Source organism: Copranaerobaculum intestinale, from assembly GCF_009831105.1.
GTDB classification, from domain to species: Bacteria; Bacillota_I; Bacilli_A; order Erysipelotrichales; family Erysipelotrichaceae; genus Copranaerobaculum; species Copranaerobaculum intestinale.
In genome coordinates, this window is record NZ_WUUQ01000002.1 from 116,883 (window position 1) to 137,593 (window position 20,711).

Annotated in this window: 25 protein-coding genes and 1 tRNA gene; 15 read left to right on the forward strand and 11 right to left on the reverse strand. The window is 42.2% G+C overall.

The annotated features are described in order from the left end of the window. Positions 1-146 precede the first annotated feature (146 nt). On the forward strand, positions 147-896 hold the full coding sequence (locus GSF08_RS05405; protein ID WP_160624825.1) for a GntR family transcriptional regulator: 750 nt from the start codon (positions 147-149) through the stop codon (positions 894-896). A gap of 125 nt (positions 897-1,021) precedes the next feature. Here the strand turns inward: GSF08_RS05405 and GSF08_RS05410 are convergent. Continuing rightward, positions 1,022-1,098 (reverse strand) — tRNA-His (locus tag GSF08_RS05410). A 111-nt stretch (positions 1,099-1,209) separates the two neighbouring features. On the opposite strand from GSF08_RS05410, the gene GSF08_RS05415 reads away from it, so the two are divergent. Next, positions 1,210-2,049 (forward strand): DegV family protein, encoded by an 840-nt coding sequence (locus GSF08_RS05415; protein WP_160624826.1) that lies wholly within the window; start codon positions 1,210-1,212, stop codon positions 2,047-2,049. Positions 2,050-2,134: 85 nt separating this feature from the next. On the opposite strand, the gene GSF08_RS05420 is transcribed toward GSF08_RS05415, so the two are convergent. Genes GSF08_RS05420 through GSF08_RS05445 form a run of 7 tightly spaced genes read right to left on the reverse strand, consistent with a single transcriptional unit; the run spans position 2,135 to position 6,303 of the window. Next, a complete protein-coding gene (locus GSF08_RS05420; protein WP_160624827.1) occupies positions 2,135-2,464 on the reverse strand; it encodes a hypothetical protein in 330 nt (109 codons plus the stop codon). A gap of 3 nt (positions 2,465-2,467) precedes the next feature. Further along, positions 2,468-2,617 (reverse strand): hypothetical protein, encoded by a 150-nt coding sequence (locus GSF08_RS11525; protein WP_249805928.1) that lies wholly within the window; start codon positions 2,615-2,617, stop codon positions 2,468-2,470. Further along, positions 2,614-3,369: a hypothetical protein gene (locus GSF08_RS05425; protein ID WP_160624828.1), complete on the reverse strand. Its 756-nt coding sequence runs from the start codon at positions 3,367-3,369 to the stop codon at positions 2,614-2,616. Before GSF08_RS05425 ends, GSF08_RS11525 begins: the two co-directional genes overlap by 4 nt. After that, a complete protein-coding gene (locus GSF08_RS05430; protein WP_160624829.1) occupies positions 3,354-4,229 on the reverse strand; it encodes a hypothetical protein in 876 nt (291 codons plus the stop codon). Before GSF08_RS05430 ends, GSF08_RS05425 begins: the two co-directional genes overlap by 16 nt. Then, positions 4,226-5,239: a CpaF/VirB11 family protein gene (locus GSF08_RS05435; RefSeq protein ID WP_160624830.1), complete on the reverse strand. Its 1,014-nt coding sequence runs from the start codon at positions 5,237-5,239 to the stop codon at positions 4,226-4,228. Before GSF08_RS05435 ends, GSF08_RS05430 begins: the two co-directional genes overlap by 4 nt. Beyond that, entirely contained in the window at positions 5,232-5,942 is a 711-nt protein-coding gene (locus tag GSF08_RS05440) for an RcpC/CpaB family pilus assembly protein (RefSeq protein ID WP_160624831.1), read from the reverse strand. The genes GSF08_RS05435 and GSF08_RS05440 overlap by 8 nt, the downstream gene beginning before the upstream one ends. Beyond that, positions 5,932-6,303 carry a hypothetical protein gene (locus GSF08_RS05445; RefSeq protein WP_160624832.1) on the reverse strand — a complete coding sequence of 124 codons (372 nt, stop codon included), beginning with the start codon at positions 6,301-6,303 and terminating at the stop codon, positions 5,932-5,934. Before GSF08_RS05445 ends, GSF08_RS05440 begins: the two co-directional genes overlap by 11 nt. Before the next feature lie 362 nt (positions 6,304-6,665). Between GSF08_RS05445 and infC the strand changes: the two genes are divergently transcribed. The 10 genes from infC (at position 6,666) to GSF08_RS05495 (ending at position 14,241) form a co-directional block, all read left to right on the forward strand. Beyond that, positions 6,666-7,223, forward strand: coding sequence for a translation initiation factor IF-3 (infC, locus tag GSF08_RS05450; protein WP_160625370.1), 558 nt, complete (start codon positions 6,666-6,668; stop codon positions 7,221-7,223). Positions 7,224-7,235: 12 nt separating this feature from the next. Beyond that, complete coding sequence (gene rpmI, locus GSF08_RS05455; RefSeq protein WP_160624833.1) at positions 7,236-7,430, forward strand: 50S ribosomal protein L35; 195 nt, start codon at positions 7,236-7,238, stop codon at positions 7,428-7,430. Positions 7,431-7,448: 18 nt separating this feature from the next. Continuing rightward, on the forward strand, positions 7,449-7,808 hold the full coding sequence (gene rplT / locus GSF08_RS05460; RefSeq protein ID WP_160624834.1) for a 50S ribosomal protein L20: 360 nt from the start codon (positions 7,449-7,451) through the stop codon (positions 7,806-7,808). Between the two features lie 13 nt (positions 7,809-7,821). Beyond that, entirely contained in the window at positions 7,822-8,259 is a 438-nt protein-coding gene (locus tag GSF08_RS05465) for a MarR family winged helix-turn-helix transcriptional regulator (RefSeq protein ID WP_160624835.1), read from the forward strand. 146 nt (positions 8,260-8,405) lie between these two features. Further along, positions 8,406-9,233 carry a thioredoxin family protein gene (locus GSF08_RS05470; protein WP_160624836.1) on the forward strand — a complete coding sequence of 276 codons (828 nt, stop codon included), beginning with the start codon at positions 8,406-8,408 and terminating at the stop codon, positions 9,231-9,233. A 120-nt stretch (positions 9,234-9,353) separates the two neighbouring features. After that, positions 9,354-10,787, forward strand: a complete 1,434-nt coding sequence (locus GSF08_RS05475) for an NAD(P)/FAD-dependent oxidoreductase (RefSeq protein WP_160624837.1) — start codon at positions 9,354-9,356, stop codon at positions 10,785-10,787. Next, positions 10,784-12,037 (forward strand): NAD(P)/FAD-dependent oxidoreductase, encoded by a 1,254-nt coding sequence (locus tag GSF08_RS05480; RefSeq protein ID WP_160624838.1) that lies wholly within the window; start codon positions 10,784-10,786, stop codon positions 12,035-12,037. The genes GSF08_RS05475 and GSF08_RS05480 overlap by 4 nt, the downstream gene beginning before the upstream one ends. Continuing rightward, positions 12,034-12,438 (forward strand): DUF1667 domain-containing protein, encoded by a 405-nt coding sequence (locus GSF08_RS05485; protein WP_160624839.1) that lies wholly within the window; start codon positions 12,034-12,036, stop codon positions 12,436-12,438. Before GSF08_RS05480 ends, GSF08_RS05485 begins: the two co-directional genes overlap by 4 nt. Beyond that, positions 12,392-12,961 carry a glycerol-3-phosphate responsive antiterminator gene (locus GSF08_RS05490; protein ID WP_160624840.1) on the forward strand — a complete coding sequence of 190 codons (570 nt, stop codon included), beginning with the start codon at positions 12,392-12,394 and terminating at the stop codon, positions 12,959-12,961. The genes GSF08_RS05485 and GSF08_RS05490 overlap by 47 nt, the downstream gene beginning before the upstream one ends. Then, positions 12,958-14,241, forward strand: a complete 1,284-nt coding sequence (locus tag GSF08_RS05495) for a patatin-like phospholipase family protein (protein WP_160624841.1) — start codon at positions 12,958-12,960, stop codon at positions 14,239-14,241. The genes GSF08_RS05490 and GSF08_RS05495 overlap by 4 nt, the downstream gene beginning before the upstream one ends. Positions 14,242-14,264: 23 nt before the next feature. On the opposite strand, the gene GSF08_RS05500 is transcribed toward GSF08_RS05495, so the two are convergent. Next, the gene (locus GSF08_RS05500; protein WP_160624842.1) at positions 14,265-15,593 is read right to left on the reverse strand and encodes a class II D-tagatose-bisphosphate aldolase, non-catalytic subunit; all 1,329 of its coding nucleotides are present in this window, start codon (positions 15,591-15,593) and stop codon (positions 14,265-14,267) included. A gap of 174 nt (positions 15,594-15,767) precedes the next feature. Here GSF08_RS05500 and GSF08_RS05505 point away from each other — a divergent pair, with 174 nt between their 5' ends. Beyond that, positions 15,768-16,688, forward strand: coding sequence for a magnesium transporter CorA family protein (locus GSF08_RS05505; protein WP_160624843.1), 921 nt, complete (start codon positions 15,768-15,770; stop codon positions 16,686-16,688). 3 nt (positions 16,689-16,691) lie between these two features. Here GSF08_RS05505 and GSF08_RS05510 read toward each other — a convergent pair whose 3' ends face one another. Next, on the reverse strand, positions 16,692-17,588 hold the full coding sequence (locus tag GSF08_RS05510) for a hypothetical protein (protein WP_160624844.1): 897 nt from the start codon (positions 17,586-17,588) through the stop codon (positions 16,692-16,694). A 104-nt stretch (positions 17,589-17,692) separates the two neighbouring features. Here GSF08_RS05510 and GSF08_RS05515 point away from each other — a divergent pair, with 104 nt between their 5' ends. Beyond that, a complete protein-coding gene (locus GSF08_RS05515) occupies positions 17,693-18,868 on the forward strand; it encodes a cation diffusion facilitator family transporter (RefSeq protein WP_160624845.1) in 1,176 nt (391 codons plus the stop codon). Between the two features lie 239 nt (positions 18,869-19,107). After that, on the forward strand, positions 19,108-19,539 hold the full coding sequence (locus GSF08_RS05520; RefSeq protein ID WP_160624846.1) for a hypothetical protein: 432 nt from the start codon (positions 19,108-19,110) through the stop codon (positions 19,537-19,539). A gap of 231 nt (positions 19,540-19,770) precedes the next feature. Here GSF08_RS05520 and pgeF read toward each other — a convergent pair whose 3' ends face one another. Then, the gene (pgeF, locus tag GSF08_RS05525) at positions 19,771-20,532 is read right to left on the reverse strand and encodes a peptidoglycan editing factor PgeF (protein ID WP_160624847.1); all 762 of its coding nucleotides are present in this window, start codon (positions 20,530-20,532) and stop codon (positions 19,771-19,773) included. Positions 20,533-20,711: the final 179 nt, after the last annotated feature.

Here is a 20,711-nt window from a genome sequence, read left to right on the forward strand (position 1 = left end):
TGTGGAATGTCAACAAATTATTATAATGTTATAACATTATATAGATTTGCGGAATAGTGATTGAAACCGGAATTTACTTACGTTATAATAAAAATATAGAAAATGGAACAGGGCAGTGATCTTTATTCCAAGGGGAGAGACGTAAAATGGATTTATCATTTATCAATATCAGTAAATATAGTAAGGTGCCGCTTCATGAACAGCTCAGAGAAAGTATTGTGAAAGCAATTCATAACGGTACGCTGAAGGCAGATGATAAGCTGCCTACTGAGGATGAGCTATGCAAAGCGTTTGATATATCTCGTATTGTTGTAAGACAGTCCTACAACGATCTTTTAAAAGACGGTTTGATTGACCGCGGCCGCGGCCGTGGTTCGTTTGTGAAGAAAATGGATGACAGCGGATTATTTATGCATCACATTTTATCGTTTCGTGAGGAAATGTCGATTCTGAATCGTAATTCACATGTAGAAGTAATCAAGGCAGAGTGTATTTCCTATGAGGCACCTATTTTTGATGAATTGGGTTTAACAAAGAGCGATCATTGTTTTCTTTTGAAACGGGTGCGGTATGCGGATGGAAATCCTTATACATATATTGAAAATTATGTGCGCATAGATCGGTTTTATAATCTCGATACCTACGATTTTACTGTGCAGTCACTGTATGATGTGCTTCAGACCGATTATGATACAAAGCCATCCTTGGCAAAGCGATCGATCGGAGCCATGAAAGCGGACGCTGAAATGGCCGGTTATCTGGGAGTCAAAAAAAATGCCGCAGTTCTAATTGTGAAGAGTGTTGTTTATGATCAATATGATCGTCTGATCGAGATCAGCAACGAATATGTAGCAGGGGATTCTCACCGTTATGATTTCGAGGTAAGGAATAATTGAGTCTATTTTTTGAAGAGTATTATATTTTTTTGAAGCAAAAAATGAATTTTATACTATATTTCTGCTTGGATGATGAAAAAAAGACGATGCTGATTGATACAGAATCGTCTTATTTTATTTCTCAATGGGGCGGTCGAAGGGAATCGAACCCTCGGAATGACTGGACCACAACCAGTTGTGTTAACCACTTCACCACGACCGCCAGGTATTATTTAAGGCAAGTGTTATTATATATGAAGGTCTTGTATTTGTAAAGAGATTTTATTGTATTTTTGAAAGTTTGTTGTTATAATGCAGGCTAAGGAGTGATTTCATGAACAGGATCGCATTGATGTGTGATTCTTCCGCAGATATAACGAAGGAAGAAGCAGCTGCGCTCGATATTCATGTTGTACGCATGCCGATCGTAATTGATGGAAAAGACTATAAAGAAGAACTGGAAATCAGTGATCGGGAATTTATCGAAGCAATGCGCAGTGACAAAAGGATTACCACCACTCAGCCGAGCCTTGGTGATTTCATTTTGATGTGGGAAGAGCTTTTAAAAGAATATGATGAAGTATTTTATATACCGCTTTCCAAGGCATTAAGCGGGACATGCCGTAACGCGATTCAATTGGCAGAAAAATATGAGGGGCGGGTCACGGTCGTTGATTCAGAATATGTGTGTTCTCCAGTAGTTGTGCAGCTTCAGGAAGCTCGTAAAATGTTTGAGCTTGGCTATACTGCTGATGAAGTGAAAAAGAAACTTGAAACAGAGAGCGACATGTTTGCCATCCTGATACCCGAGGACTTAAAGTATTTGAAAAACGGCGGTAGAATATCTCCTGCAACGGCGGCCTTGGGCGGTTTGCTGAAAATTCATCCGTTGCTGAAAGTGGAACATGGAGCCATAGATGTTCAGGACAAGGTTCGTACGCTGCCTAAGGCTCATAAAGAAGGCATACGCGTCGTTACCGAAAATATCGATCCGCAAGAGTATTATTGGATGATCATTGATGCGGATAATCGTGAAGCCAGTGATCAGCTGAAAAAAAGCCTTGAATCAGCGACTGGTCAACAGGTGATGCAGAGGGTTTTCAAACCGATTATTATGTGTCATGTGGGACCGGGAACCATAGGCTTCGGTCGCATTAAAAAGATGAAGTATTAGCCATTTGTATATGGCTTTTTTTATAAAGAAACGTAACAATAGGATCGAGCGGATTGCTGACTCGATCCTATTGTTTTATAGAATGCTATCGGATAATCTGCGTCAAGGTTTGGATACTGCCTGTTTCTTCATAGCCGACCAGTGCAATTTTGATTGGAAATGTAACTTTTACCAAATAGCGTTCCTCCTCATTGTGAATTGAAAGCTTTAAAGACGGGTATTTTTCAGTCTGATCATCAATTAGTTCCTGTACGTGCTGGTCAAGTCGATTTTGATGTTCAATCGTTGATATTGCATAATCCTGCAAATATCTTGCTTGGTTATAAGACATGAGTATTTCGACAAAGTTAATACCTAAAATAATGGCTGGGAATGTAAAAATCAAAATAAGTGATAGTTCAAAAGCACCTTTCATAATTTATTTCTCCGAATTTGCGGTCATGCTGTTCCACTGATTTTCAAGGGTATCCTGCATGATCGACTTGAATCCGTCGCTGAAGGCAATCATGCCGGTGGCAATGATTGTAACGACAAGAACCAATCCATATTCCTCAAAAAAAGCCTTCAACCCATCACCCCCTTTCCAAAGAGATCTAGAATGATCTGAAACATGACTGCCATGAACATAACGGTTACTCCCAACAGCGGCAGCATTCCCCACCACTGATAGAACAGCAGTTTGGTATCAAAGCGTTCCTTGCGCTCAGCCCGAATCCATTTTGCGGTTGTTTCAATCATCCGCTGAAGCTGTTGATAGGCATCCGCCTTGCCAACGCTTTGATAGCGATAGAGCAGCTTCATTGCCCGTTCCACCTCTGCGAGATGATATTGATTTAAAAAAGATAAATAAGGCTGTATGCTGATGGCGTCATTGCTTGTCGCTTCAATCAGGTGACTCAGATCATCACGAATTAAAGAGGGAGCCGTTTGGGTAGAAGCGATCAATGCCTGATGAACAGTGTTAGTCTGAATCAGAATTTGCAGCTGTCGAAGCCAGATTGGAAATTGAAATTGAAGCTGCCGCACCTGCTGCTTTTTTTGATGCTTCTGATTCCAATAAGGATGTTTATAAAGATAAAAAGATAAACTGAAAACCAGTATTAAAAATCGCCAATCATACTTCATAAAGGGCCATATCACAAGCGTTATGAAAACATAAAGCGATCTGCGAATGCGTTTTTGATAAAAACTATCTGCCGCGTAATGAAATATGGATTCTGCGTCGGCTTCCTTCAGCAGCGGCAGCAGGTAGTTCTCAATCGTTGTATGAAAGATCGTAATTACGGCCAAAAACAGATAGAGTATTAGGATTCCCAGCATACATATTCCTCCGCATCTATCCAGCTGTCCTGCAGAATACGGTGAGCCATGATGATGGTAACACCGATACAAATAAAGAACAGGGACATTGATATCTGATAGACACCGCCTGTTACTTGAAAGTCAATCTGGGCCAGCATCTGTTTGGATACAAAAGCGATGAGACCTGCAAAAGCGCAGAGAACCAGCATGCGGTTTTTGGCCTGAAGCTGCTGTTTTTTGAACAGATAAACATCTTCGATCCAATCATCGATATCATCCTGAATAAAATCCAGACCTTCCTGATAATAAAGTGATCCATGCTCTTCCACAGCGCAGGTGATGGTGAGAAGATTATGAATAATAAAATGCGGACAGTATGATCGCAGCGGCTCAAATGCCGTTTCCAAATCTTCGCCGTTCTCAATATTAGTCATAATGGCTTGCACCGTGATTTTTAAATCTCCCTGTGTGAGGGCCTCACAATCCGTAAGGGTTTGATAGAGCTTGGGATTGAGCTTGAAAAGGGCGATAAAATGTTGAAGGAAATTAGTCAGATCATTGAATTTACGTTCCTCAAAGGTATGTGAAGCTGACCATAAAACTAACAGCGGCATCAGTAAAACAGCAGTGAAGGCCATCACCATGATACTAGCTAACTGCAGTTGAAAGAGAAAACCCGCTGCGGTCACCAAAATTGCGCTCAGGGTGCAAATCAGAACGTGCTGACGCATTTGATACTGATAGCCATAGGCGATGACAGACTGCTGCAGATTACGGAAGCCGCCGCGCTGCAGGATGCAGTAACGGAGAATGGCACCGCCTTGTCTGCGGTTGCCCAGATACAACATAATAAGGATTATAAACAAAATGACAGTCATGATTTCTTCCTCTTTTTTTTCTGTGGATTCATCAGGCGCTCTTTCATCTCATCGGGCAGCAGCTTTATGAAATCCAGTTCTTTTCCTTGTTCATAAAGCAAAACTTGGACGGGATTGCCATGATCGACAAAGTAAGCAGTCACAGAATGGATGTATCTTTGTACACCGTCAGTACCGATGTTTGATCGGACGCAAATTCCTAAATCGACGGCATCGTAAATGACCTGCTCCAGCTGGAGATTATCAATTTCCTGACCAGGATACATCTGCTGAATTCGATAGGGGATGCGGGATGCGGAGCGGCAGTGCAGAGTAGATAAAATATGGGTTCCGGTGGACATGCTTTCCAACAGATAAACAACCTCACGGGAACGGACTTCTGATACCAGAATCCAATTGGGACGCTGCCGCAGGCCCGCTTTGATAGCATCTGCATATGTAAAATGTTCATTGACCTTCAAAGCTACACAGTCCCGCTGTGGATGCAGATCATGATATCGAAGCTCTAGGGTATCCTCAATCGTAATGACACGCTCATGTTCCGGTATGGAAGCACTCAATAACTTGATAAGCTCTGTTTTTCCTACTCCCGGCAAACCGCATACTAAAATATTAAAATGATGAGCGACTGCATCTTGCAGAAAATGCAGGAGGGATGCCGGAACATATTGAGATTTCACTGCCGCTGTATCACTAATTCGCATGAGTGCAGGAGTTTTACGAATAGAAATACTATTGCCGCCGTGGGCTATGGATTCATGAATAATACTGATTCTCAGTTCATCAGTCTCTGCTTCCAGAAGCGGTGAGGTTACATTAAAGGGCTGATTGACATAATTGGCAAGTTTGTAACAGAATTGCTTCATAAACGCCGTTTCTTCAAAATCTTCAATGGAATATCGCCCCTTTTTCAAATGGTCGATCCATAGCGTATACCCATTGAAATTAATGTCAGTGATATTTTCATCCTGAATAAACGGCTCCAGCGGGCCAAACGAAAACTCATTCATTTTTCAGATAGGAGAGCACCTTAGATTCACTTATAAAAATGGACTCTTCTTTCTCCTTGGAATTTGCAGTCTGTGCATATAGATCGATCACACCGATTTTATTAGCAATCTTCAGATATGGAATAATTTCATCACGTATTCCCAGAATGACCACATAGGGAATTCCGGTCGTATTCGGATCATCCATATTCAGGCCTTTGCGGTCTTTCACAGAAAGCACTCGTACATTTTTTACCAAACGATCTACCACCGGCTGTTCCCTTGGCTTTTGTACGGTCACATAAACATCGACTTTTTGTCCTTCCACAATTGTATTTCCGGACAGCTTAACTAGATCGCTTGGCAGTGAAAATGCTGTTTGCCCCTTTTTCAGCTGCATAGAAGGATAATCCGGCAGGTCCTTCAGGTCATGAAGCATTGTTTTATAAAAGAGCGAGCCCTTGGGAATTGTTCCAGTGATTTCTGTATATTTATGAAGCACCTGTGTTTTGTTTGTATAACAGCTGCTGTCAGCATAGGCCTTTGGTACTTTTTTGATGCCGATCATCGATGCTTTGATTTCTTGTCTTGGCCGAATTTTCACCTTCGCATAAGGAACTTCCACCAAATCAACGGAATGATCAACGGCTACACGAAAGGCTACTATATTAATCAAAACCAGTAAGGCTGTTAATATCATCAACTTTGATTTTTTAGGATTCATCCTTTACCTCCTCAATCATGGCTTCTTCTACTTTAATTTTCATATTCTGAATTTTTCCTGTTTCCTGAGCAGTTACCCGCACCTTCATAAACAGCGGTTCATCTATATAACCGTTCAGAGTCATAACATATTGAAATCCATCAACGGCGTTCATTCGAAAGTAGTCATTGAAATATTCCATCAGCTCATCCGGATGGCTGCGATTTTCTTTTCTGCTCATTACCATCGCATAGGCGATTGCCCGCTTCGTATTTGTCTCAAGGGTATTCTGGATATGGTCGTAGCGTACCCACCAGCTCCCACAGAGGAGGGATACGAAGGTGAAGAAAAGAAACATGGCAGCGAGTATGACAGCTTTCATTGCTTCACCTCCTGCTTCACTATACGGTAAAAACAGATGTTGACCTAACCCAAATTTTTTTATTTAATCTATACAGTCTTTGCTTTTGCTATATCTTTCCTTCTCTGCTTTATCTTTCTTGCTGGGTAATACATATATGAGCAGTGTCGGATCGGTTTAGAATGCATGTACCTAAAACATTAAAAATCATTTGACAATTGGATTGATCCATGATATTGTTACTGGGCATAAAGACAGTGGAAAGTAGAAGCACCCCTTCTCACCTGATGGCCGAAGTCATAGGTATATGCTACGATAGTCAAAAAGACGAAAGTACATAAACAAAGCGGGTGCCCTATCATGTGCCCGCTTTTTGCTTTAAAATGGAGGTGTCTGTTATTTACAACAAAAAAGTTATTCCAAACAACGTTAACGACGATCTGGTCAATGAAAAAATCCGGTTCAAGGAAGTTCTGGTAATTGATGCCAACGGTGAACAGTTGGGTGTCAAGCTCCGCCGTGAAGCTTTAGAAATTGCATACGATCAGAATCTTGATCTGTTATGCGTCGCGCCAAACGGAGTACCGCCGGTATGTAAAGTGCTGAATTATGGACGGTATCACTTTGAACAGCAGAAGAAAACAAAGGAAGCCAAGAAAAAACAGCATGTTACAGAAATCAAACCGCTGCGTCTATCCCCGGTCATTGATAAACATGATTTTGATACGAAAATGCGCCATGCCCGCAAATGGATAGAGGACGGCATGAAAGTAAAAGTTGATATGCGTTTCCGTGGCCGTTTGATTACAAGACTGGAAGTCGGTAAGAAAATAATGAACAGCTTTATTGAAGAAATATCAGATATTGCTACTGTTGAGAAAAAGCCGCTGTTGGAGGGCAATACCATGTCCTGCGTATTGACGGCGAAGAAAACAAAATAGGAGGATGTACTTATGCCAAAGATGAAGAGTCACAGAGGATTAGCAAAACGTGTCAAAAGAACAGGTTCAGGTCAGCTGAAAAGAGGCCGTGCTTATACTTCTCACCGTTTCCACGGTAAAACCCAGAAGCAGAAACGTCATTTAAGAAAGGCATCACTGGTCAGCAAGAGCGATTACAAGCGGATCAAACTGATGCTGCATAAATAGGAAGAGGAGGAATAAAACATGGCAAGAGTTAAAGGTGGTTATGTAACCCGTCAGAGAAGAAAAAAAGTTTTAAAATTAGCAAAGGGCTATTTCGGTTCTAAACATATTCTGTATCGCACTGCGAATGAGCAGGTTATGCATTCCCTGCGCTATGCATATAATGATCGCCGCGATCTGAAAAATGAAATGCGCAAACTGTGGATTGCCCGCATCAATGCCGCTGCTAGAATGAATGATATTTCTTATTCCCGTTTAATGCACGGTTTGAAGCTGGCTGGCATTACGGTTAACCGTAAAATGCTTTCTGAAATTGCAATCAGTGATCCGAAGGGATTTACCGGTATCTGCGATAAAGCAAAAAAAGCGTTAGAGAAATAATCGGAAGATCATCATGGATGAGACTCGTCAGACATTAAATGAGTTACTGGTCGATCTTTTCAATTACATTCTTCTAATTGAAGAACGCAATCTGCAGGAAAGCAAGGTTGCGCTCTCCATGACGGAGGTGCATATTCTGGAAGCAATTCAAAAAAGTGAATCTAAAATGATGTCTGCGATCGCCAAACGGCTGATGGTGACTCAGGGAACACTTACAGTTTCTACTTCAAAGCTTGTGAATAAGGGATATGTGATTCGTGAACGTGATGAAGAAGATCGGCGTATTGTCCGTCTGGCCTTGACGGACAAGGCACAGCATGTACTGGATGTTCATGATCAGTTCCATTCCCGTATGATCGATAAGGTACTCGATGAACTGGATATCGGCGAGGATGAGGCATTGGTCAAATCCTTAAGCAATGTCCTGTCATTCTTCAAGGAACAGTATTAAGACTGCCGTTTTGGCAGTTTTTTTAGTTATGGGAAATCACAAATACTGCCAAATCATGTACTTGTTTTAAAAAACGATACTTTCTGTTATACTATATGCGCGTGTGATTAGGATTACATGCATATGAAACGGAAGGAGCAATCGGCTTGAAAAGAATCGGATGGATATTGGCGGCGCTGTTAGTTATCAGCGGCTGTACTGCGAAAGATCCCGTGAAACCAGCAAAGGGCAAGATTAAGGAAGTGCATGCGGCAGAAGTGCTGAAGCAGCTTGATCAAAAGCAATCAATGCTGCTGGTGATCGGCACCTCTACTTGTGGTTCGTGTATAGAATTTGACGATGTGCTGAAAGAATACATAAAGGATCATAAAATTACCTTTGCTTCTTTAAAGACGGATGATGAGCCGATCATAAAAAATACAGAGGGTCAGGAGGTCCGACAGGATTACCTGGATCTGCAGGCGAGAATCGGTAAGATTACAGTTACCCCGACAATTGTGATGATCGTAAATGGAGAAGTAAAAGCCATGGAATCCGGAGGCTGGAATAAACAGGAACTCAAAGAGCTGTTAAAAACATTTGATGAAGCTAAGAATACCAAACCTTTAACGGGCAGGATCACATATAAAAACAGTACTGAGGTCATGCAGGCGATTCAAAAGAAAGAGTCAATGATTTTGATTGTGGGCAGGACGACCTGCAGTGCCTGTATTCATTTCCAGAAAACAATTCATTCTTTTCTGGAAACAGAAGCATATACTTTTACGGAACTGATGACGGATAAGGAAACAGCTGTTAAGGATGAAAATGGTAAGACCGTACTTCCGGAATTTGAAAAGCTGGAAGCAATCATCGGTCAGCTTGAATATACGCCGACGATGTTTCGTATTGAAAACGGTGTGGTTGTGAATACATCCGTAGGTTCTATCAGTGAAACTGAATTAAAAGAATTTTTGGATGGATATCCGTCTTAACAGCTGAGGGAAAATGTGCTATACTGGTTATACAAGTTAATATTGGTAAGAGAAAACGAGACCAGAAAAAGAAATTATCTTTTTTGGCTCGTTTTTTTATATTTAATGGGAGGTAAGAAAATGAAAGATGTTGTAATCATCGGCGGAGGAATTATCGGATGCAGCATTGCATATGAATTGTCACATTATGAGGGCTCTGTAGTTTTGGTGGAAAAGAACAGTGATATTGCAGATGAAGTCAGTATGGCCAATAGTGCAATCGTTCATGCTGGTTATGATCCGGAGGACGGTACATTGAAAGCAAAACTGAATGTACGGGGTGCGCAATTAATGAAACAGTGGTGTGCGGAACTGGAGGAAGAATATCAGACATGCGGTGCGTTTGTCGCCGCATGCGGTGAAGGAGAAGAATTGCTGCTCCATCGTTTGTATGAACGTGCGCTTCGGCGGAATGTAAAGGTACAGCTGCTTGATAAAGAAGCTGCGATAAAACTGGAACCAAATCTCAGCGATCAGGTTACAATGGTGATGAATGTACCGGATACAGCGGTAATCACACCTTGGAATTTTGCTTTATCAGCTTTGGAAACTGCAGTTGTGAATGGGTGTCAGGTATACCTTAACAGTCCGGTAACAGCGATTCAAAAGCTTTCAAAAGGTTATGCGGTGCAGGCGGGGAAGCAGCGAATTGAGGCTCGCTATGTAATCAATGCAGCGGGCTTATACAGTGATCAGATCGATCAAATGGCAACCGGAATCAAGCATTTTACGATTCAGGCCCGCAAGGGTGAATATTTCGTGCTCGCAAAGGATGCAAGGAATTTTATATCTCGTGTGATATATCCGGTTCCCGGACCAAAGGGCAAGGGGGTATTGGCGGTTCCAACAGTACATGGCAATATCCTGATCGGGCCAAATCGCAATGATACGGATCGGGAGGATCATGCCACCGACGCAGAGGGATTAGCGATGGTTCGTTCTCAGATCACGCATACGATGAAAAATGTACCAATGCAGGAAACAATCCGAACCTTCAGCGGTCTTCGTCCAGCCGGCAATCACGGAGATTTCTATATTCGGGAAGAGGTCGAATCCGCCGGCTTTATCAATGTTGGATGCATTGATTCACCGGGGATAGCCAGTGCTCCGGCAATCGGGGAATATGTACGGCAGCTCATTGAAAAAAAGCATCCGCTAAAGAGAAAGACACACTATAAAAAATGTAAGCCTTTGGTGCGCATGGCTGATTTATCTATGACAGATAAGCAGTCCATGATCAAGCAGGATCCGCGCTATGGACATATTGTTTGCCGCTGTGAAAAAATATCGGAAGGTGAAATCATCGCTGCGATACAGCGGCCGATCCCGGCCAAGACGATTAAGGCGATCAAAAAGCGTATTCGCCCCGGCATGGGAAGATGCCAGGGAGGCTTCTGTGAACCGCTGGTGACGGATATCCTTTCAAAAACAATGAATGTAGATATGTGTGATATCTGTTACGACCAGCCGGAAACAAAGATGTTTGTCGGTCATACCAAGGAGGAGCAGTTATGAAACAGCTAGAGCTGGTGATCGTTGGAGGCGGCAGTGCCGGCATGGCGGCTGCACTTTCGGCCTTTGAACAAGGGATCAAGGATCTGATTATCCTGGAAAAGGATGATGAATTGGGAGGAATCCTTCAGCAGTGCGTCCACAATGGCTTTGGATTACAGACCTTTCATGAAGAACTCAGCGGACCTGCTTATGCCCAGCGATATATCGATCAGATTCGAACGAAGGAAATTCCCTTTGAAACACAGGCAACGGTGATTCAAATAACGCCGGATAAGAAGATTACGTATGTCAGTCCAAAAAACGGTTATCAGGAAATACAGGCAAAAGCGATTATTTTAGCTGGGGGCTGCTATGAGCGAAGTGCCGGGGGGATACAGCTTCCCGGAACAAGACCCAAAGGAATCTATACCGCAGGTACGGCTCAGCGTTACTTAAATATTGATAATGTAATGGTCGGACGAAAAGTTTTTATCCTCGGCAGCGGTGATATCGGATTGATAATGGCAAGAAGAATGACGTTGGAAGGGGCTGAGGTTGTTGGAGTGGCAGAACTCATGCCGTATTCCAATGGGCTTATGCGAAATATTGTACAATGTCTTGAAGATTTCGATATTCCCCTCTATCTTTCACATACTGTGGTAAGAGTGGAGGGCTTTCCAAATTTGGAGCGGGTAATTATCGCTGAAGTTGATGCGTTCCGTCAGCCAATTGATGGTACCGAAAAAGTGTTTGAAGCGGATACTCTGCTTCTGTCGGTGGGATTACTGCCGGAGAATAGTCTGGCCAAGCAGCTGGGACTTGCCGTGGATACCAAAAGTAAAGGGATCATCGTGAATGAAAAGCTGGAAAGTGATATACCTGGAATCTTCGCTTGCGGCAATGGCCTGCATGTGCATGATTTAGTTGATTTTGTCAGCAGTGAGGGGAATTTAGCCGGCAGAAATGCGGCCGCATATATTCATGGTATGAAAGAATCTGCCGCGTTTATTAAGTGTACGGCTGGACAAGGTATCGGGTATATGTTGCCCCAGTGCATTCATCCCGATCGAATACAGGAGCCGCTTACTTTTTCACTGCGGGTTACGAAGCCCTATAAACAGGTGAAACTGCGTATTCTAAAAGACGGTCAGGTTTTCAAAGAGCTGCCAAAGCGCTATCTGCTGCCGGCGGAAATGGTTCGTATCATATTGAAGCCGGAAGATTTACAGGATGTTCGACAAGAGCTTAAGGTGGAGGTGTGTGAATCATGAAAAAAGAAATGATCTGTATCATCTGTCCGATGGGGTGTCATCTTCAGGTTGATAATATAGATGGAGATTGTGTCGTACAGGGAAATGCTTGTCCCCGCGGTGCGAATTATGCAAAGCAGGAAGCGATATGTCCAATGCGTACTTTGACATCTACTGTACGCATAGCAAATGCGATTCATCCATTACTGCCGGTGATTACATCTGCACCCGTGCCAAAACAGAAATTATTTGTTATAATGGAAGCAGTTAATCGGGTGCAGGCTGAAGCTCCCATAAAGTCCGGAAGTGTTGTGGCTCATAATATTGCCAACTGCGGCGTGGATCTGCTTGCATCGCGTACAATGGAGAATATACATGGAAATAAACAGTCAGCGGGTGATCCCGGTCATCCAGGATCATAAACAATTTTCAAAATTTCTAGCATCAGATTTATCTGTTTGTATTCTGATGGAATTTCATCTGAATTTCTTAGATGATTTAATTCATCAGCTTCATCATGCAGGAAAATATGGAATCGTGCATCTTGATTTGATCCATGGGTTATCTAATGACGAATATGGCGCACAATTTTTATGTCAGAGCATTCACTGTGACGGCTTGATTTCCACAAAGCCCAAAGCGGTGCAGACGGCCCGTAAGCTCCATAAGCTGTCGGTGCTTCGTATTTTCCTGATTGATTCGCGCTCGCTGCAAAAGGGAATTGAGTTAGCATCTTCGCTTCAGCCGGATTTTTTGGAAATCTTGCCGGCTACGACATGGAACGCCGTTTCTCTGATTCGCAAAAGCAGTGAGATTCCGCTGATCGGCGGTGGTTTGATTCAGACCAAGGAAGATATCGACAAATGCTTTCAGCAGGGAATGTGTCATATCACATCATCGAATTTAAAGCTTTGCTTGGATTATGAAATGGGGGATCAATCATGAAAAGTGCGCTTGTGCTCGGTGGGGGCGGTTCCAAGGGCGCGTATGAAATCGGCGTCTGGAAAGCATTGCGTGAACTGGATATCCACTTTGATATCGTGACCGGGACTTCCATCGGCGCTTTGATTGGGGCGATGGTGGTACAGGATGATTTTGCGAAAGCGTATGATCTTTGGGATCATATGGATGCATCCCAGGTCATTCAGAATGGCATATCATTGGATTTTGATTTGGATTTGCTGATGAGCCAGCGCAGTCAGATAAAGCAGATGCTGGCATCGTATATTGATCACCGCGGCGCCGATATCGCACCGCTGATAAAGATGATTGAGAATATGTTTGATGCGGATAAATTTTTCGCTTCCGATATCGACTTTGGATGCATGACTGTATGTCTTGATCCGTATTCGCCGTCACCCTTTGTCAAAAGTCAGTTTACGAAGAACAATGCACACGATTTTCTGCTGGCAAGCGCTTCCTGCTTTCCTGCCTTCCCCATGAAATTCATGGAAGGGAAGCGTTATATTGACGGCGGCTATCACGATAATGTTCCGATAGAACTGGCTCGTTCGCTGGGGGCTGATCAAATCGTAGCAGTTGATTTGAAATATAAAGAAGAAAAAGTGAACAGTGATGATGATGTTTTGTATATTGAACCGAATATGCCGCTTGGATCCTTCCTTGATTTCAAACCGGAAACCCTTCATCGCAATATGCGGCTTGGGTATTTGGACACATTAAAAAAATTTAATGTGTATTATGGCTATACCTATACCTTTGCCGCAATGGATCTGCCGCAGATTCAAGCCTATGAGGATGCTTATGAGCGCTTTTTGAACAATTACCGCAGTGATGCTTCCCAGCCGATTGTAAACCGGTTGTTTCAGCAGCTGGTTGATCGATCGATAAATAAAGCACTTGCTGAATATGAATCGTATATGTTTCAGTATCTGCGCATTCTGGAAGACTGCGCGAGAATGTTTGATATGGATGATGAACTCGTGTATACCTTTGATGATTTTGTAATTGAGCTGCTTCGTCGTTTTGATACGATGGTGCATACCATTGATAAGGTTCTGATCTCAAAAAAAACCATTAAAGAGATTGCCCTGGAAGTAAAAAACTATCGCCAGGAAGATATCATTTATTATCTGTATCATCGTTTAAAACAGGCAAAGCAGCAGGATCGCGACGATCTGTCCTATCTCTCCGTATTCTTTAAAAAGGAGTATATCGCGGCTTTGACGATCTTTGCTTTAAAATATCAATTTCAGACAAAATAAAAAGCGTTTTTTTAACGCTTTTTTTAATCATTGAATAACTCGTCCTGATGACTTGCGAACAGATATTCATCAATGCAGTTCACAATCCGATCTTTCAGCATTACTTCTGGCTTCTTTTCCAGTCGATGTTCACGAATTTTTGTATATTGGATCGGCATATACTGAGAAATCAGCGACAGCGGAATATCAATTGACGAAAGATTACTGATTAAAGTGTGAATTGCGGTCTGAACGCTTGCTTCCGGCATGTAGTAACGGCAGCGATCTGAGAAAGAATACTTGCGGGCGATATATAGTTTATTATCATCTCCGTGATAATGCTTCTGCCAGTTTTTTGGATTGGCGAGCATTGCCTGATCGAGAACCTCGATAAAATTGCTGGTTTTTACATCTGTGCCATGGAATACTTCTTCTTCGATGTGTGCTAAGGCAAACAGTGCTTCCCGCATGGCAAAGGTAAGACCCGGACCGACTTTTAAGATGCCTACACCGTCCTCTACCAATTCCTTTAATGCGTATTTGGTCTGATAATCGGTTGAATGTCCTTCAAATACTAAGTTTGGATAATCTTTGATCGAAGCCATCAGCTCTTTTGCTTCTTCTCGGTCGTATTCTTTCGGACCGGTATCTGCTTCTTCCACTCCCGGCTGAACGACCACACCAATAACATCGTTCCAGGTTTCCTGAAGTCCTTCGTTTTCGAATGCTTTTTCAAAAGCGGAAACGGTCGCTTTAAAATCCGCTACTTTGGTAACCTGCACACCAGCACTTGCTTCCTGAGCACCGCCGGGAATCGGTACTTCACTGCCGACGATATATACCGGGCGCACTGCATTTGGATCTGTTTTCAGCAGCTTTTGATACGTGTCTTCGCAAACTCGCGCCAGCCGTGCTCCGCGCTTTGAAATAATTTCATCACTAAGCCGAGTGTTTGGATCATCGTCAGCCACTTTCATGCTTGTATCGATATGAATTTTCGTGAATCCGGCAGCCACATAGCAGCGTACCAATTCTTCTGATTTTGCCATTGCTTCAGCTTCCGGGGCAGCTGCGAAGGTTAACGGACCCAAATGATCACCGCCTAAGAAAACCCGGTTGGTTTCAAAGCCAACGCGTTTTGCTATCGCATATACGAAGTTGCGGAAATCGATTGGCTTCATACCGGTATAGCCGCCGAACTGATCAACCTGATTGGCAGTTGCTTCAATCAGAACGCAGGAATGATCACGCTTGGCACATTCGATGGCAGCTTCGATAACATATTCATTGGCGCTGCAGCAGGAATAGATGCCTACTGCTTTGCCCTGCTTCTGTTTTACGACGATTTGTTTTAATGGATTTTGATTGGTCATAGATACAATCCTCCTTAATTAAAAAAATTATAGCACTGCGATTAAGGGATTGTAAAATGATTGTGTCGGGCTTGTTATTTTGTATAAACTAATTACTGAAAAATGCAAATAGAAAGGAACCATTCTATCCTTTTTTATAAATTTGTATTATACTGAGACAAAGGAGTTGATCGTATGTTTTATCAGATTGAGGATGCGCTTCATCCAATTGATGCGGCAGCTTGTGAGCCGAGTCGCCTCACCGTAGGTATTTTGACACCTGCGGAGTTGAAGCAGCAAAACGAACATTTTCATTTTCATCAGCAGACTATCGAGGAAGCGATGCATCCCCGCAATAATCATATTGATCTGTATGAAAACTATGATTTTGGAACGATCTGTTTCCATAATACACGCGGCAACGGAGAAGTAAAAGATTTTCAGGCAGCATTTTATATACGCCGCAATCAGCTTATTATCAGCAGTGAGGATATCGGACGGGTACTGGTTGCGATACGGGAAGTGACGGGCCGGATACCTTTGAAATCTTTGACTCTGGAAAAATTAATCTATGCATTGTTTGAAAAACTCATCAGTAAGGATTTTTCTCTTCTTCAGGAAATTAATGAACAGATTGAGAGAATTGAAGAAGATATCATGAATGATCGCAATGTATCCTTTCATCAGGAAATTGCGCCGCTTCGCAAAACCCTGCTTCTGTTTGAAAATCATTACAGCCATCTGATTGAAATGGGCAGTGATCTTCAGGAGAATGAGAATGAAGTATTCACCGAAGAGAATCTTCGTTATTTCCATATGATGACCGATCGTGTATCAAGACTGTTCAATCAGACCCGAATGCTTCGTGAATACATGACACAGGTGAGGGAAGCGTATCAGGCGCAGACAGACAATCACTTAAATCAGATTATGAAATTATTCACGGTGATAACGACTATCTTTTTGCCGCTTACATTAATCGTTGGCTGGTATGGTATGAATTTTACCAATATGCCGGAGCTGACTTGGAAGTACGGCTATCTGGCGGTGATTATACTAAGTGTGGTAGTGGTTGGTTTCTGTTTTTATTATTTCAAGAAAAAGAATTTGTTTTAAACCTTATCCAAAAATGAGCATTGCCATGACAAATGAAAGAAGACTTTGCAGACATCGATAGAACAAATATTGAGGATAGTGCAATGAGCTGTGTACTGCCATCGCATGAATCTGCAGATGCACGCACAATCCGCCGAAGGACAGCAGTGCGGCAGTAGCGGCCAGTTTTATGGATGAGGTCATTGTACTTTCCGCAATCATAATTGTACCGCTGGAAAATTCGGTGATCACCTTAGTAAAGAATTGCGTGATTGCGGGAAGAAGAGGAATGATTGCTGCGGTTACACTCATGACGATCATAAGATAGCCGCCGATCATGAATAGGGCTTTTCCGCTTTCCATCATGGATGAAGACAGAATATGGAAAAAGGGAACACACTGTCGTTTCGTAACCGCCGGCATCTCAACAGCTTGTCTGCGGGTCAGTAAGAGCAGCAGCAGACCACTGATAAAAGAAACTAAAAATAATTGGAAACCGATCTTTGCGGAGTGATAAAGCACAGTGCCGCAGGATAAAATGATAAAGCCGGGAGTCGCAAAGCAGCAGCAGTTAATCAGCTTACGCGCATCCTCGCTTTTTAAATATCCTTTTTGGACTTCTTCGTCAATCAGAATAGCTGAAGTGGGAAATCCTAAAAACAGCGATGCGATGACAAGCGCAAAGGCATGGGAATCCAAATGAAATAGTGGGGTGATCAGCCATTTGAAAGGCTTCGCTAACAGCGGCAGTATTTCCATTTGGTAAAGCACGCGCACCAGTACCATGGAAACAAACATGGAAGGTACGAGTTTTTCAAACCAGATCGTAAGCGCGGATAATGCATATGTATAAGTAATACCGCCCTTGATCAAATAGATCAGCAAAATAACAAACAATGAGAATCCGATTGTTTTTTTCATATTATCACCTGTATTACTATATGAAAGGAAGAACACTTTCAGACATTTGACGAGACTGTTTAAAGGGTATATACTGAACAAACAGTAAAGAGAGGGAGAGGATTATGATCGACTGGCTGATTCATCGATTCGTGAAGGATTATGAGAATATTCATGACAGCAAAGTTCGGGAGCAATACGGAAGGGTAACCTCGATAACCGGCATCGCCTGTAATATATTTTTGTTTACAGCAAAGTTTACTGCCGGTACGCTGTTTCACAGTGTCGCAATCGTTGCCGATGCGGTGAATAACTTATCGGATGCCGGCAGTTCAGTGGTATCCCTGGTGAGCTTTAAATTATCTTCCCGTCCGGCAGATGAAGAACATCCGTTCGGTCATGAACGTTTTGAATATATCGCATCGTTGGCTGTGGCCTTTTTGGTTCTGCTGGTCGGCTTGGAGCTGGCGCGCACCTCAGTAGATAAAATTATGCATCCTGATCCGATTGTGTTTTCCATGCTGAGTGTTACAGTTTTGATCGTATCTATACTGGTGAAGCTGTGGATGTATTCCTATAACCGTAAAATTGCCAGACGCATTGATTCATCAATGATGCAGGCAACTGCTGCCGATTCCATTTCTGATGTTATGGCAACCGGGGCGGTACTCGCTGCCACTATCCTTTCACCGCTGGTGCATGTTCAGTTGGATGGCTATATGGGGGTTATCGTAGCCTTATTTATTTTATATACCGGTTATGGAATAGTACGTTCTACGATCGATCAATTACTGGGGCAGGCTCCTTCTGAGGATCAGGTAAAGATGATCAGCAATACCTTGAAAAAATATGACGGGGTGCTGGGTTATCACGATCTGGTCATTCACAGCTATGGACCAAACCGCTGCTTTGCGACAGTTCATGTGGAAGTTAACAGCAAGGAGGATGTGCTGATCAGTCATGATATGATTGATAATATCGAACGTGATTTTGCTGAAAATCATCATATGAATGTAGTTATTCATCTTGATCCGATCGTATTGGATGATGAAGAAGTGAATGCCATGCGTGATCAGGTACGTACTATTATCCAAAATATCGATGAAGTACTGACCATGCACGATTTTCGTATGGTAGTGGGAGAGACGCATACCAATCTGATTTTTGATGTGGTGGTACCGCAGCGCTTCCCGCTTACCGATATTCAGCTTCATCAGCAAATTGATGAAAAGCTTCATAAAATCAATCAGCAGTACCGCACGGTGATTACATTTGATCGAACCTATACAAAGCTGAATTAGGATTTTTTATAGCAGATTTATTGAATACCAAAAAGGAGATGTTGCCGCAAATCTCCCTTTTTATATGATTTCACCTCATTGTTTTGTATCAGCGAATGAAAAAATTAAATTATAAAAAAGTAAGCTTTCTGTATGAAAGGTAAGATGAAATTCATAAATATAATGAGAAGTATGCTATGATAAGTTATAGAAAGATATGTAGTATGGTTAAGGTGCGAATGCATGGAAAGGAGATTTCTATGAAAGACAGCCAATTCATATCGAAAACCCAATGTTATATCGTTTCTGGCATATTGACGGGAGTAGTTTGTATTTTGCTTGTATTTGTTGTTCTTTTAAAGAAGGATGTAACGGCATATGAAAATACCGCATCGATCATCGGTACTTATGAATCAAATGACGGGGTTTCCGAATATACGCAATATCTGGTTTTTGAAAAGCACAAGGACGGCCTGAAATGCATTTGGTATCAGCAGGGAGAGTTTCAGCATGACGGACAGGTTACAAGCTTGAAAAAAGGAATCCATCAAATTTATTTCGATGACCTGAATCAAGAATTTTTCATTTATGTCGATCGTGAAGATCACATAAATTTTGTCGCGAAAGATTTTGCAGGATCATTTGATAAAATTGCCGATCATTCTGTTTATATGGGAAAACAGCCGTCCTAGATAAATTAAAAATCAATTGGGTTGCTTATTAATTTATCAAGATAATTGTAACGATCATGCTTATGGTAATGCTTGGATCAAGCAAAATACTATATTTTTAGATGTGAAAAAGTTTTCCGTCGTTCTATTTAGGATGAGTAAAGAGCCAAGATACATCATAATACATGCAAGATCATGGATATTAAAAAAAGATATATCATCCCATGGAAAGATATATCTTTTTCATCTGTTTTATTTCATCATAATATAAGACATATGCCGGCCACAGCTGTGATCGCGGCGATAAGAGAAGAAACGTTCATTGGGTGCGAATGTATCGTTCTTATCAACACTGATATGATGCTCCTTCAGTCCGGCATTCAGCAGCATCTGCTTATTCAATCCTTTGTTGTCAATAAAGGCTTTTTCATTAGCTGCATATTTGATGAAGGCATCGGTTGGAAAAGACATCGCTTTTACTTGTTGCACAACCTCTATGCCTACTTCAAAGCTGCTGGCCGCAATCGCTGGGCCGATATAGGCATGAATGCGCCGTGGATCACAATGTTCCACTTCAATTAAGTGTTGCAGTGCCTTGGCGGTGATTTCTTTCACGGTTCCCTGCCAGCCGGCATGGATTGCGCAAATGATTTCCTGGATTGGTTCATATAAAAGAATCGGAACACAATCAGCTGTCATAACGGTCAAAAGCAAGCCTTTTTCTCTTGTATAAAGGGCATCACAATCCTCAATGCCATCCTCATAGGAAACGGCACCGCGTCCCCGTTCAGCTGCGGTAACCGCTTTGATATGGTCACTGTGCGTCTGCTTAGCACATACCCAATCTTGCAGGGAAATTCCTAAATAATCAGAAAACGCGCGGCGGTTGTTTAAGACCTGTTCCAGATTACCTCCGGTATGCAGGGCGAGGTTGCCGTTTTCCGGCAGATTTATGTCACGAAGCGTTGTTCCCGCCATCAGTCTTGACGGCTTTTTCCATGTGATAACATTCATATCAATACCTTCTTTCTTAGTGATGTTTGAAAACGATACTATTATCCTATGCAGCATCATGAGATACATGACGATGTTTGTCTCGATCTTTAAGAAAGTATATCAAATATGCTGAAAATTACAATTCAGATGATTTTTGCCAAAAGAGAGTAAAAAGCATACAGCAATTCCTTATATAA

Excerpts from the sequence above, each read along its gene's own strand:
- GSF08_RS05405 (WP_160624825.1), top strand. The coding sequence starts at position 147 with ATGGATTTATCATTTATCAATATCAGTAAATATAGTAAGGTGCCGCTT.
- GSF08_RS05415 (WP_160624826.1), top strand. The coding sequence starts at position 1,210 with ATGAACAGGATCGCATTGATGTGTGATTCTTCCGCAGATATAACGAAG.
- GSF08_RS05420 (WP_160624827.1), bottom strand. The coding sequence starts at position 2,464 with ATGAAAGGTGCTTTTGAACTATCACTTATTTTGATTTTTACATTCCCA.
- GSF08_RS05425 (WP_160624828.1), bottom strand. The coding sequence starts at position 3,369 with ATGCTGGGAATCCTAATACTCTATCTGTTTTTGGCCGTAATTACGATC.
- GSF08_RS05430 (WP_160624829.1), bottom strand. The coding sequence starts at position 4,229 with ATGACTGTCATTTTGTTTATAATCCTTATTATGTTGTATCTGGGCAAC.
- GSF08_RS05435 (WP_160624830.1), bottom strand. The coding sequence starts at position 5,239 with ATGAATGAGTTTTCGTTTGGCCCGCTGGAGCCGTTTATTCAGGATGAA.
- GSF08_RS05440 (WP_160624831.1), bottom strand. The coding sequence starts at position 5,942 with ATGAATCCTAAAAAATCAAAGTTGATGATATTAACAGCCTTACTGGTT.
- GSF08_RS05445 (WP_160624832.1), bottom strand. The coding sequence starts at position 6,303 with ATGAAAGCTGTCATACTCGCTGCCATGTTTCTTTTCTTCACCTTCGTA.
- infC (WP_160625370.1), top strand. The coding sequence starts at position 6,666 with ATGGAGGTGTCTGTTATTTACAACAAAAAAGTTATTCCAAACAACGTT.
- rpmI (WP_160624833.1), top strand. The coding sequence starts at position 7,236 with ATGCCAAAGATGAAGAGTCACAGAGGATTAGCAAAACGTGTCAAAAGA.
- rplT (WP_160624834.1), top strand. The coding sequence starts at position 7,449 with ATGGCAAGAGTTAAAGGTGGTTATGTAACCCGTCAGAGAAGAAAAAAA.
- GSF08_RS05465 (WP_160624835.1), top strand. The coding sequence starts at position 7,822 with ATGGATGAGACTCGTCAGACATTAAATGAGTTACTGGTCGATCTTTTC.
- GSF08_RS05475 (WP_160624837.1), top strand. The coding sequence starts at position 9,354 with ATGAAAGATGTTGTAATCATCGGCGGAGGAATTATCGGATGCAGCATT.
- GSF08_RS05480 (WP_160624838.1), top strand. The coding sequence starts at position 10,784 with ATGAAACAGCTAGAGCTGGTGATCGTTGGAGGCGGCAGTGCCGGCATG.
- GSF08_RS05485 (WP_160624839.1), top strand. The coding sequence starts at position 12,034 with ATGAAAAAAGAAATGATCTGTATCATCTGTCCGATGGGGTGTCATCTT.
- GSF08_RS05490 (WP_160624840.1), top strand. The coding sequence starts at position 12,392 with ATGGAAATAAACAGTCAGCGGGTGATCCCGGTCATCCAGGATCATAAA.
- GSF08_RS05495 (WP_160624841.1), top strand. The coding sequence starts at position 12,958 with ATGAAAAGTGCGCTTGTGCTCGGTGGGGGCGGTTCCAAGGGCGCGTAT.
- GSF08_RS05500 (WP_160624842.1), bottom strand. The coding sequence starts at position 15,593 with ATGACCAATCAAAATCCATTAAAACAAATCGTCGTAAAACAGAAGCAG.
- GSF08_RS05505 (WP_160624843.1), top strand. The coding sequence starts at position 15,768 with ATGTTTTATCAGATTGAGGATGCGCTTCATCCAATTGATGCGGCAGCT.
- GSF08_RS05510 (WP_160624844.1), bottom strand. The coding sequence starts at position 17,588 with ATGAAAAAAACAATCGGATTCTCATTGTTTGTTATTTTGCTGATCTAT.
- GSF08_RS05515 (WP_160624845.1), top strand. The coding sequence starts at position 17,693 with ATGATCGACTGGCTGATTCATCGATTCGTGAAGGATTATGAGAATATT.
- GSF08_RS05520 (WP_160624846.1), top strand. The coding sequence starts at position 19,108 with ATGAAAGACAGCCAATTCATATCGAAAACCCAATGTTATATCGTTTCT.
- pgeF (WP_160624847.1), bottom strand. The coding sequence starts at position 20,532 with ATGAATGTTATCACATGGAAAAAGCCGTCAAGACTGATGGCGGGAACA.